This window comes from Actinoplanes sp. ATCC 53533 (genome assembly GCF_003947245.1).
The window spans coordinates 1-10,940 of the sequence record NZ_QHHV01000383.1 but is presented as its reverse complement, the minus strand read 5'-3'; the positions used below and the strand labels follow the sequence as shown (position 1 = coordinate 10,940).

The following is a 10,940-nucleotide window of genomic DNA, read 5'->3' as shown; positions in this document are numbered from 1 at the left end:
GCTCCCGCAGCTGGCGCTTGGCCCGGGACAGGCGCTGCGCCATCGTCGGCGGCGGCACCAGGAACGCGGCGGCGATCTCGGCCGTGCTCAGGCCGCCAGCGGCGTACAGGGTCAGCGCGACCCGGGCCGGCTCGGCGAGGTCCGGATGGCAGGACGCGAAGATCATGGCCAGCCGATCGTCCAGGCCCGGTTCGGGCGCCGGTTCCGCGGCCAGCCGCGCCACTTTCTCGCGGCCGACCGCGTCGCGGCGCAGCCGGTCCAGCGCCTTACGCCAGCCCGTGGTGACCAGCCAACCGGTGGGGCTCTCCGGCACACCCTCGTCGGGCCAGCGTTTGAGCGCCTCGGTCAGCGCGTCCGACAATGCTTCTTCGGCCCGGTCGAAGTCGCCGAGCCGCCGGCTGAGCGCGCCGAGCATGCCGGCCGCGTCCGTCCGCCAGATCCGGTCCAGCAGCCCCGCCACGTCGTCCACCGCACCAGGGTGCACCACGGGCGGAAGCGGCCACAGCGCCGCGGGGACGCCGGAAGTGGCTGGCGAGCAAGGGCGGGGCCGGCGCAAGCAACCAACCGCAACCCGGAAGAACAGGTCAGGCGGCGGGATTGCGCAGCGCGTACCGCACGAACTCGCTGCGCGGAGCATAGGTGTCGTAGAGCGCCCGGGCCCGGTAGTTGGTCTCCTTGGTGTTCCAGGACAGCGACGACCAGTTCCGCGCCCGCGTCTCGTCCCACAGCCAGTCGATCAGCGCGCGCCCGGTGCCGCGGGCCCGGGCGGCCGGGTCCACGTAGAGATCCTGCAGGTAGCAGCCGGGCGTCAGGGCCGAGGTGCTTTCCTGGATCACGTAGTTGGCCATGCCGATGACGCCGTCCGAGACGTCCTCCGCCACGATCGCGTGCACCGGCGCGGCGGGATCCAGGATGCGTGCCCAGGCATGCCGGGTGATGTCCTCGGCCGGCTCGCGCTCGTAGAAGCGCGTGTAGCCGTCCCACAGCTCCCGCCACCGCGCCTCGTCGGCGGGCCCGGCGGGACGAATGACAAGATCGGCAGCGGACATCCGGCCATGCTACCGATCGTCAGCGGGACAGCGGCGCCGCGGCCGGGCTGGCCGCCGCCGCCCGCGCGACCACGCGACGGGCGATCGCCGGGGCCGCCGCCCAGTGCAGGTGCAGGTAGGACGCGTGCAGGCCGGGGGTGGCGAAGCCCTCCGGGTCCCCGTCGCGCCAGGCCCACGCCGCTCCCCCGGCCGGTTCCAGCAGCAGACCCGAGCGCGGGTGCACCGTCGTGCGGTGGAACTCGTGGCCGGTGATCCGCGACCCGGCCGGGAACAGCGGGCTGTCGGTGAGCGCCACCGCGTCGCGATAGCCCAGGGTCAGCGACGGCGTCATCGCCGCGTCCGTGTTCAGCACGCCGCACATCGGCGCGCCGTCGAGGGTCCGGCACAGCCACAGCAGGCCCGCGCACTCGGCCGTGATCGGCATGCCCACCGCCGCCAGCGCCGCCACGGCCACCCGCAGCGGCTCGTTCGCGGACAGTTCGGCCGCGTACACCTCGGGGAAGCCGCCGCCGACGACCAGCGCGCGGGTGCCCGCCGGCAGGGTTTCGTCGCGCAGCGGGTCGACGGTCACGACCTCGGCGCCGGCTCCGGCGAGCAGCTCGGCCGTCTCCGCGTACGCGAAGGTGAAGGCCGGCCCGCCGGCGATCGCGACCACCGGGCGGCCCGGCACCGGCTCCGCGGCCTCGGGAGTCCACGGCGTCGCCGTCAGCGGCGGCGCCGTCCGGGCGACAGCGAGCACCGCGTCCAGGTCGATCGCGGCCGTGACCAGCGACGCGAGGGCGGAAACCGACGCGGTGGCCTCGCTGCGGCGCTCGGCGGCCGGCACCAGGCCGAGGTGGCGCGACGGGGCCGCGACGGCGTCCGCGCGGCGCATCGCGCCCAGCACCGGCGTGCCGACCTCCTCGCAGGCCTCGCGCAGGATCGACTCGTGCCGGTCGGAGCCGACCCTGTTCAGGATGACCCCGGCGAGGCGCACGCCGCCGAAGCTGCGGAAGCCGTGCACCAGCGCGGCCACCGAGCGGCCCTGCGCGGCGGCGTCCACGACCAGGATGACCGGCGCGTCGAGCAGGGCCGCGACGTGCGCGGTCGAGCCGGTGTCGCCCGCGCCGGTGCGCCCGTCGTAGAGGCCCATGACGCCCTCGACGATCGCCAGGTCCAGGCCCGCCGAGCCGTGCGCGAACAACGGCCCGATCAGTTCCTCGCCGACCATGACCGGGTCGAGGTTGCGCCCGGGGCGGCCGGCGGCCAGCGCGTGGTAGCCGGGGTCGATGTAGTCCGGGCCCACCTTGAACGGCGCCACGCCGAGGCCGCGCGCGGCGAACGCGGCGAGCAGGCCGGTGGCCACCGTGGTCTTGCCGTGCCCGGAGGCGGGCGCGGCGATGACCACCCGCGGGATGCTCACCATTCGATGCCCTGCTGTCCCTTGCGCCCGGCGTCCATCGGGTGCTTGACCTTGGTCATCTCGGTGACCAGGTCGGCCGCGGCGAGCAGGTCCGGGTGGGCGTCGCGGCCGGTGATCACCACGTGCTGGGTGCCGGGCCGGTCCGCGAGGGTGGCGACGACGTCGGCGACGTCGACCCAGCCCCACTTCATCGGGTATGTGAACTCGTCGAGCACGTAGAACTTGTGGGTCTCGGCCGCCAGGTCCCGCTTGATCTGGGCCCAGCCCTCAGCCGCCTCGGCGGCGTGGTCGCGCTCGGTGCCGGCCCGCTGGATCCAGGACCAGCCCTCGCCCATCTTGTGCCAGGCGACGCTCGCGCCGCCGGCCTGCCCGAGGGCCTTGAGCGCGGTCTCCTCGCCGACCCGCCACTTCTCCGACTTCACGAATTGAAAGACCCCGATCGGCCAGCCCGCGCTCCAGGCCCGCAGCGCCATCCCGAACGCGGCGGTGGACTTGCCCTTGCCGTGTCCGGTGTGGACGGCGAGCACCGCCTGACGGCGGCGTTGCCGGGTGGTGAGCCCATCCTGCGGCACGGTGGTGACCTGTCCCTGCGGCATCAGGCAGCCCTTCTCAACGGGGTGGCGGTGGGGTCGGCGGCGAGCGCCTCCAGCGGCATGACGTCGGCGCCGAGCGCGGCGGCCAGCCTGCGGGCCAGCCCGAGCCGGATCGGCCCGGCCTCGCAGTCGACGACGACCGCGGCCACCCCGGCCAGGGCCGGGGCGACCAGCACCGGGTCGGGGCCGCTGGTCGCGCGCCCGTCGGTGACGACGATCAGCAACGGCCGGCGGCGGGGATCGCGGCGCCGCTCGGTGGCGATGGTCGCGGCCGCGGCCCGCAGCCCGGCTGCCAATGGGGTACGCCCACCGGTGCGCAACCCGGCGAGCCGCAGCACCCCGACCTCGTGGCTGGAGGTGGGCGGCAGCACCTGCTCCGCCGTCGACCCCCGGAACGTGATCATGCCGATCCGGTCCCGCCGCTGGTAGGCGTCCCGCAGCAGCGAGAGCACGGCGGTCTTGACGACGGTCATCCGCTTGCGCGCGGCCATCGACCCGGAGGCGTCCACGACGAACAGCACCAGGTTGGCCTCCCGCCCGACGTGCACGGCCTCGCGCAGGTCCCGGGGCTGCACCACCCGCATCCGCTGCACCACCGCGGCACCACGCGTGGCGGCCCGGTCGCCCTGCCCGCCGGGCACGGCCAACCGGTCGCCCTGCCGGCGGGGCGCGGCCGGCCGGTCGGCTCGCGCCGGTGTCGCGGAGGGCACGCTCAGCGCGCCGCGGTGGATGGCGGCACGCAGGGTGGCCGGCAGGTGCGGCGCGCCGGCGAGCTTGCCGCGCGGGACCCGGGAGCCGACCACGCGACCGCGGCGGGCGAAGGCCGGTGAGCGGCGCCCGGCGTGCCCGCCCTCGCCGCGGGCGGCGATCCGCAGCGTCCGGGGCCGGTAGGCGGCGCCCGCCTGGGCCGGCGCGGCTCCGTTGACCTTGCCCGGCTGGTCGGCCGCACCCTCCGGCCGGTCGGCCGCGTTCTCCGGCCCACCGGCCGCGCTCGCCGGCCCCTCGGCAGCGTCCCGGGGCGCCTGCTCCGTCGCGCCGGGCGCCTCGGCGGAGGGCCCGTCACCCGGCGGAGGGCTGCGGTCCGGGCTTCCATCGCCCGGGCCGTCGGTGCCGGGCCCGCCGCCCGGGCCGCCGTCATCAGGGCCGTTGCCGTCCGGGCCGCCCTCGGGCGTCGGCGGGTCCTCGTCGGGGTCCTCCCGGGCGGCCTGGTCCAGGGCCTCTTCCAGGCGCTGCTCGTCGGTGCCCGGCGGGTCGAGCGGGTCCGTGCGCCGGCGGTGCGGCAGCGCGAGGCGGGCCGCGTCGCGGATGTCCTCCGCGGTGACCCGGTCGCGGCCGTGCCAGGCGGCCAGCGCCACGGCGCACCGGGCCACCACGATGTCGGCCCGCATGCCGTCGACGCCGTAGGCCAGGCACACCCGGGCGATCCGGTCCAGCTCGGCGTCCGGCAGGTCGACGCGGGGCACCGCCGCCCGCGCGACCACGATCCGCTCGGCCAGGGCGCTCTCGTCGCCGGCGAACCGGGCCGCGAACGCATCCGGGCCCGCCTCGTACGCCAGGCGGCGGCGGACCACCTCGGCGCGCAGCTTCGCGTCGCGGGGGGCGGCGACCGTGACGACCAGGCCGAACCGGTCGACGAGCTGCGGGCGCGGCTCGCCCTCCTCCGGATTCATCGTGCCGACCAGCAGGAACCGGGCCGCGTGCTTGACCGACACCCCGTCGCGCTCGACGTGCGCCCGGCCCATCGCCGCCGCGTCGAGCAGCAGATCCACCAGGTGGTCGGGCAGCAGGTTGACCTCGTCGACATAGAGGGCGCCGCGGTGCGCGGCGGCGAGCAGGCCCGGTTCGTACGCCTTCACGCCGTCGGCGAGCGCCCGCTGGATGTCCAGGGTGCCGACCACCCGGTCCTCGGTGGCGCCGACCGGCAGCTCGACCAGGGCGGCGGGGCGGTGCCCGCGCGGCGCGCCGGGCTCGTGCGGCCCGTCGGGGCAGCCCGCGTCGGGCGCGGCCGGATCGCAGGCGAAGCGGCAGCCCCGGACGACGTCGACCTCGGGCAGCAGCGCGGCCAGGGCACGGACGACGGTCGACTTGGCGGTGCCCTTCTCGCCGCGGACCAGGACCCCGCCGACGGCGGGTGACACGGCGGTCAGCAGCAGCGCGAGCCGCAGGTCGTCGAGGCCGACGACGGCAGAGAACGGGTACGGCGTCACGCCCGGTCCTTTCCGCGGGTCCGCGCCCGCGTGTGGAAGGTGCGAGCGACCGGAGTCTCCTGACTTCCGGGGCAGGCCCCGGTCACAGTGGCGGGACCGTCCCGGTCTCCCACCGGGTTCCTCCACTGCCGCTCGCGAGCCACTCTTTCTCACGGCGCGGCACGCCGTCAACGCGGGGGTACGTGGGCATCCTCACGGCCGGCGCGGGCCGTCCGGGCTCAGCCGGTGCGGCCGACGGCCTTCTCCGTGTCGGGCAGCGGCTCCGGGGCCAGCTTGTCCAGCTCGGTGAGGACGTCGGTGACCGCCAGCGCCGACCGCTCCACCAGCGGCCGCATCCGGCGGTACAGGGCCGCGTTGCGCGGGTCCGGGCGCTCGTGCTCGGTGATCGCCACCAGGGCCGCCGCCCGGTCCAGGTCGGGCAGCTCGCCCAGCGCGTGCCGGCCCAGCAGGCAGGCGCCGAGCGCGGTGCCCTCGGGCGACTCCGCGACGGCGACGGGCAGGTCCAGGGCCGCGGCGAGGATGCCCACCCACAGCTCCGAGGCGACCGCGCCGCCGGTGGCCCGGACCTCGGTCATCGCGATGCCCTCGTCGGCGAAGGTGTCGCGGACCAGCGCGAGCTGCTGGCACACTCCCTCGACGGCGGCCCGGACCAGGTGCGCCCGGCCGTGCTCGCGGCGCAGCCCGAGATAGGCCCCGCGCATCCCCCCGCGCCACCACGGCGCCCGCTCGCCCAGCAGGTACGGCAGGCAGAGCAGCCCTTCGCTGCCCGGCTCGACGCCGGCGGCCTCGGTCAGCAGCGCGGCATCGCGCACGTCGGCGTCCTCACCCGCCGCGGCCGTCCGGTCGAAGCTGCCCGCGAAGGTCTCGCCCGCCCAGCGCACCACGGACCCGGCGTTGTTGACCGCGCCGCCGACGACCCAGCGGTCCTCGGTGAGCGCGTAGCAGAACAGCCGCCCGGCCTTGTCCGCCGTCGGGCCGTTCACGACGGTGCGCAGGGCGCCGCTGGTGCCCAGGGAGACGGCCGCGACCCCGGCCGGCGTGGCGCCCACGCCCAGGTTGGCCAGCGGTCCGTCGGCGGCGCCGATGATCAGCGGAAGGTCCACGGGCAGCCCGGCGGCGACCGCCACCTCGCGCTTGAGGCGCAGCTGCCGGGCGGTCGGCACGACCTCGGCGAGCTGACCGGTACGGACGCCGGCGAGCTCCAGCGCCTCGGGGTCCCAGCGGCGCTCGTGGATGTCGTACATGCCGGTGCCGGAGGCGACCGAGAGGTCCAGCAGGAAGCCCTCGTCGGCCAGGCCGGCCAGGACGACCTCCTTGACGCCGCCCCAGCGTGGGGTGTCGCGCAGGGTGCCCGGGTCGGCGGCGCCCCACCAGGCGAGCTTGGTCAGCGGGGACATCGGGTGCACCGGCGTCCCGGTCCGGGCCTGCAGGTGCTTCGCCCGGCCGGACGCCACGATCCGCTCGCTCTGCCCGGACGCCCGGTTGTCCGCCCAGGTGATCAGCGGGCCCAGCGGGGCGCCGCCGGCATCCATCGGCACCAGGCCGTGCAGGAACGCGCTGAGGCTCACGGCCAGCACCCGGTCGCCCTGGTCGCGGGCCTGCCGGGCGACCGTGACCAGCGCCTCGATCGCCGCGTCGCGCAACCGGCCGGGGTCGAGCTCGGCGTGCCCCGGGCCGGGCACCGACAGCGGGTAGTGCACGCTCGTCACGGCGCGCACCTCGCCCCTCGGCCCGGCGGTGATGGCCTTGGTCGCGGTGGTTCCGGTGTCGATACCGATGACGACGTCCATGCGGCCTCCCTGATCGCAGACAGACATGCCCGTTCGAGGCGCGACCCAAGCCGGCGGTGCGGCCCGGACTGTCCTGCCGACCTTAGAGGGTGAACCGGACGGGCTGTCCCTTCGCGGGCGTGACCTCGACCTCCCGCGCGGCGGCCGGCAGCAGCGCCGCGTACCCGGCGATCGGTAGCCAGTCCCCCCGGGCCACCCGGTAGCGCAGCTTGCCGGCGCCGGCGACGACGACGCCCTGGCCGTCGGGCAGCCGCACCCGCACGGGCAGCGGCGCGGCGAGTGCGGGGAAGCCCAGCAGGACCGGATCCGGGGTGCCGAGGGACAGGAAGAGCCGGATACGGTCGTCGGTGCCGGTCAGGGTCTGCACGACGAACTGGCGGCGGTCCGCCGTGGCGCCGCGGATGTACCAGGTGCCGGCGGGCGGGACGAGCTGGTAGCCGTACTGGTCGTGGTAGCCGTCCCGGACCTCGAGGTCCCACGGGTCGTTCGCCGCGGGTGCCTCGTGCGCGCCGGCCAGCGACCAGACCTGGCGCTCCGGGCCGGGGTACGGTCCGCCCCGGCCGGCGTCGTCGATCAGCTGGGAGATGTTGGCCAGGCCGACCGACCGGTCGCCCCGGGAGTCGGGGACCTCCGCACGCAGCGCCACCCGGATCGCGGTCGGCCGCGCCTGGATGGCCTCGAAGGCCACGCCATCGTGCACCCGGAAGTCGAGCGGCGCGAAGCTGCGGTCGACCTTGCCGTCGGCCGCGTAGGAGAGGGCGGGCGAATACCGGACGTCACGCCCGTCGTCGAGGACCATCAGGACGTCGCGCTCGGGGCCGAGCAGGGCGGCCGCGGCGTTGGTGGCGCCGGTGAGCATCTCCTCCAGGGAGATGACCCGCAGCCCGGCCGTGGTCTCCTCGACGAAGCCGGTCAGCCCGTAGCTGATCTGGCCGACCGGCGACGCGACCCGCTGCGGAACCCGCTGGGCGACCACCGCGGCCCGGTTGACGTGCGGCGCCAGGCCGGCCCACACGACGTGCGGCTCACCGCGCACGCTGACGTCGCCGAGGTTGGCCCGCCAGGCGCGCCGTACCTGATCCAGAAAGCGCTGGTCGCGCCGCAGATCGCCGCGGGTCGGCCGGTCGAGCAGCGGCGAGGCGACCGGCGTCGCGCCGCCGCCGCCGGCGAGCAGCACCCCGGCGGTGGACCCGGCCGCGATCGTGGCGAGGCCCGCGGCGAGCGCGGTGCGGCGCCGCACGACCCGGCGCTGCCCGCCCGCGCGCACCCGGTCGAGCAGGTCCGGCGCGGTCCGCAGCTCGCCGGTCGCCTGCTCCAGTGCCGTACGGATGTCGGTGTCGGTCATGACCATCCCCGATCTGTGGTCGTGGTGACGGGGGCGAGGGCCGCCCGCAGCCGGGTCAGGCCGCGGGAAACGCTGCTCTTGACGTTGCCCTCGGAGCAGTCGAGCGCCCGGGCGACCTCGGCGACCGGCAGATCCTCCAGGTAGCGCAGCACCACCGCCGCCCGTTGCCGCGGCGGCAGCGACCGCAACGCCTCCAGCACGGCGTCGCGGACCACCACGTGGTCGCTGTGGTCGGGCGCGGCGACATCGTGGCTGCCCAGCGGCGCCTCCGGACGCCGGCCGCGGCGCCGCCAGCGGTTGGCGGCCCGGTTGACCAGCGCCCGGCGGGCGTACGCCTCCGGCATGCTGTGGATGCGGCGCCACTTCACGTACATCTGCTCGAGCACCTCCTGCACCAGGTCCTCGGCGCTGTGCCGGTCCCCGGTCAGCAGGTACGCGATCCGCAGCAGGCCCGTGCTGCGGCTCCGTACGAAGTCGTCGAACCCGTCGCGCATGTCCAGCCTCTCCCCGTCTTGTCACCCTGCCTGACACCGGCGGGTGGGGAAAGGTTGCCGCTCAGCCCGCGAGCTTCTCCGCGTACGCCGCGCGCAGCTCGTCCCAGCCGTAGGCGATCGCGTCGCGGCCCCGGATGACCCCGACCGGATCGCCGGCGAGCAACCTGTCCAGGACGGCGACGCAGAGGTGCCAGCCGGCGAGGAACATGGGCGCCTCGTCGCGCTTGGCGAAGGTGTGCCGCAGGGTGAGCTGGGTGCCGCCGTCGGCCGGGGCCAGCTCCCAGCGCAGCAGGTCGTCGCCCCAGGTGTATTCGAGCAGCGTGGGTGCCTCGGCGCGCAGCACCGTGGCCGGCAGGTCGGTCCGATCAGGACCGTCGACCATCGTCAGGGTCGTCTCGCCGATGACCGACAGGTCGCGGGCCGCGGCGAACGGTGCCCACTGGTCGAGCCGGGTGCGCTCGGTGAGGGCGGCCCACACCTTCTCCGGCGGGTGGGGCAGCGCGCGCACGAAGATCAGGCTCCACTGCTCGCCGTCGCCGGCGACGGTGGCCTCGGCGAGCGGGCCGGGGTCGAAACTCATGATTCCTCCAGGTGGCGTTCGAGGGCCTCCAGGTGCCGGGTCCACATCCGGCGGTACGGCGCCAGCCAGGCGTCGAGCGCGCGAAACGGCCCGGGCTCGAGGGAGTAGATGCGCTGCTGCGCGGCCGTCCGGCTGGTGACGTAGCCGGCCTCGCGCAGCACCTTCAGGTGTTTGGAGACGGCGGGCTGGCTCATCGCCAGCTTGTCGACCAGCTGGCCGACGCTGCTGTCGGCCAGCCGCAGCTCGTCGAGGATGCGGCGGCGGGTCGGCTCGGCGAGTACGGCGATGGCGTCCACGGGCACGATCCGACTATTCCACTGCGGTTATATAACCGTCAAGGCATGTAGCGCGGAAAAGCAGCGGCCGCCCTCCTGAACCAGGAGGACGGCCGCGACGGCGTGCGAGAAAGCGGTCAGCGCTCGCTGATCGGGACGAACTGACGCTCGGCCTCGCCCGTGTAGAGCTGGCGCGGGCGACCGATCTTGGTGGTCGGGTCGGCCGCCATCTCGCCCCACTGCGCGATCCAGCCGGGCAGCCGGCCGAGTGCGAACAGCACCGTGAACATCTTCGTGGGGAAGCCCATGGCCTTGTAGATCAGGCCGGTGTAGAAGTCGACGTTCGGATACAGCTTGCGGGAGACGAAGTAGTCGTCCGCGAGGGCGATCTCCTCCAGCTGCAGCGCGATCTCCAGCAGCGGGTCCGGCTTGTCCATCGTGGAGAGAACGTCCTGGACGGCCTTCTTCACGATGGCGGCGCGCGGGTCGTAGTTCTTGTAGACCCGGTGCCCGAAGCCCATCAGCTTCACGCCCTTCTCCTTGGCCTTGACGCGACGCACGAAGGCGTTGACGTCACCGCCGTCGGCGCGGATGCCCTCGAGCATCTCCAGCACCGCGGAGTTGGCGCCGCCGTGCAGCGGGCCGGAGAGCGCGTTGATGCCCGACGAGACCGACGCGAACAGGTTGGCCTGCGCCGAGCCCACCAGCCGCACGGTCGACGTGGAGCAATTCTGCTCGTGGTCGGCGTGCAGCACGAAGAGCATGTCGAGCACCTTCGCCAGCGTCGGGTCCACCTCGTAATTCACGGTGGGCAGGCCGAACGTCATGCGCAGGAAGTTCTCGACGTAGTCCAGCGAGTTGTCCGGGTACGGCAGCGGGTGGCCGATGGACTTCTTGTACGCGTACGCCGCGATGGTCGGAAGCTTCGCCATCAGCCGGATCCCGGAGATCTCGACCTGCTCCGGATCGGTCGGCTCGAGCGCGTCCTGGTAGAACGTCGACAACGCGGTGACGGCCGAGGAGAGCACGGCCATCGGGTGCGCGTCACGCGGGAAGCCGGAGAAGAAGGCGCGCATCTCCTCCTGCAGCAGCGTGTGCACGCGGATCTTGTCGCCGAACTCGGCCAGCTGGGCCGGCGTCGGCAACGCGTCGTGGATCAGTAGATAGGACACCTCGAGGAACGAGGCCTTGCCGCGAGCTGCTCG

General features: G+C 74.9%; 11 protein-coding genes and 1 riboswitch. All 11 genes read right to left on the bottom strand.

The genetic code is table 11. The features are described 5' to 3' along the window. A partial coding sequence (locus DMB66_RS57830; protein WP_305028152.1) for a sigma factor-like helix-turn-helix DNA-binding protein occupies positions 1–469 on the bottom strand: 469 nt, incomplete at its 3' end. 115 nt (positions 470–584) lie between these two features. Beyond that, positions 585–1,049, bottom strand: a complete 465-nt coding sequence (locus DMB66_RS57825; RefSeq protein ID WP_125812463.1) for a GNAT family N-acetyltransferase — start codon at positions 1,047–1,049, stop codon at positions 585–587. Positions 1,050–1,068: 19 nt separating this feature from the next. Further along, positions 1,069–2,454 (bottom strand): cobyrinate a,c-diamide synthase, encoded by a 1,386-nt coding sequence (locus DMB66_RS57820; protein WP_125812462.1) that lies wholly within the window; start codon positions 2,452–2,454, stop codon positions 1,069–1,071. After that, entirely contained in the window at positions 2,448–3,047 is a 600-nt protein-coding gene (gene cobO / locus DMB66_RS57815; RefSeq protein ID WP_125812461.1) for a cob(I)yrinic acid a,c-diamide adenosyltransferase, read from the bottom strand. Before cobO ends, DMB66_RS57820 begins: the two co-directional genes overlap by 7 nt. Next, entirely contained in the window at positions 3,047–5,251 is a 2,205-nt protein-coding gene (locus tag DMB66_RS57810) for a VWA domain-containing protein (RefSeq protein ID WP_125812460.1), read from the bottom strand. The genes cobO and DMB66_RS57810 overlap by 1 nt, the downstream gene beginning before the upstream one ends. A gap of 30 nt (positions 5,252–5,281) precedes the next feature. After that, positions 5,282–5,409, bottom strand: a riboswitch (cobalamin riboswitch). A gap of 60 nt (positions 5,410–5,469) precedes the next feature. Further along, entirely contained in the window at positions 5,470–7,041 is a 1,572-nt protein-coding gene (locus DMB66_RS57805; RefSeq protein WP_125812459.1) for a gluconokinase, read from the bottom strand. Between the two features lie 82 nt (positions 7,042–7,123). Then, positions 7,124–8,386 carry a hypothetical protein gene (locus DMB66_RS57800; protein WP_125812458.1) on the bottom strand — a complete coding sequence of 421 codons (1,263 nt, stop codon included), beginning with the start codon at positions 8,384–8,386 and terminating at the stop codon, positions 7,124–7,126. Then, positions 8,383–8,880: a SigE family RNA polymerase sigma factor gene (locus tag DMB66_RS57795; RefSeq protein WP_125812457.1), complete on the bottom strand. Its 498-nt coding sequence runs from the start codon at positions 8,878–8,880 to the stop codon at positions 8,383–8,385. The genes DMB66_RS57800 and DMB66_RS57795 overlap by 4 nt, the downstream gene beginning before the upstream one ends. Positions 8,881–8,941: 61 nt before the next feature. Further along, on the bottom strand, positions 8,942–9,460 hold the full coding sequence (locus tag DMB66_RS57790; RefSeq protein WP_125812456.1) for an SRPBCC family protein: 519 nt from the start codon (positions 9,458–9,460) through the stop codon (positions 8,942–8,944). Beyond that, positions 9,457–9,762, bottom strand: coding sequence for a helix-turn-helix transcriptional regulator (locus DMB66_RS57785; RefSeq protein ID WP_199753265.1), 306 nt, complete (start codon positions 9,760–9,762; stop codon positions 9,457–9,459). The genes DMB66_RS57790 and DMB66_RS57785 overlap by 4 nt, the downstream gene beginning before the upstream one ends. Positions 9,763–9,872: 110 nt before the next feature. Continuing rightward, the coding region (locus DMB66_RS57780; protein ID WP_125812455.1) for a citrate synthase at positions 9,873–10,940 on the bottom strand (1,068 nt) is incomplete at its 5' end.